Source organism: Escherichia sp. AM3, assembly GCF_032029835.1.
GTDB lineage: Bacteria > Pseudomonadota > Gammaproteobacteria > Enterobacterales > Enterobacteriaceae > Escherichia > Escherichia coli.
This window is the reverse complement of the sequence record NZ_JAVUPQ010000852.1, coordinates 1-291: the sequence shown is the minus strand read 5'-3', so window position 1 is coordinate 291 and position 291 is coordinate 1. Positions and strand designations below refer to the sequence as shown.

Sequence of the window (291 nt, the reverse complement as noted above, 5' to 3'; positions counted from 1 at the left end):
CGCCACCATGCTGATGGGCAAGGGCATTTTTGACGAACGACAGAGCGGTTTTTACGGCACCTACAGCGGATCGGCGAGCGCCGCGCCGGTCAAAGAGGCCATCGAGGGGGCTGATACGGTGCTGTGTATTGGCACGCGCTTTACCGATACGCTCACTGCCGGGTTTACCCACCAGCTGACGCCAGACCAGACGATAGAGGTTCAGCCACACGCGTCCCGCGTCGGCGACGTCTGGTTTACGGGTATCCCGATGAGGGAGGCCATTGAAACGCTGACAGCGCTGTGTAAAAC

General features: G+C 60.1%; 1 pseudogene. It reads left to right on the top strand.

The features are described 5' to 3' along the window. Window positions 1–291 (top strand): annotated as a pseudogene (locus RTW80_RS28690) (indolepyruvate decarboxylase); the annotation flags it as partial.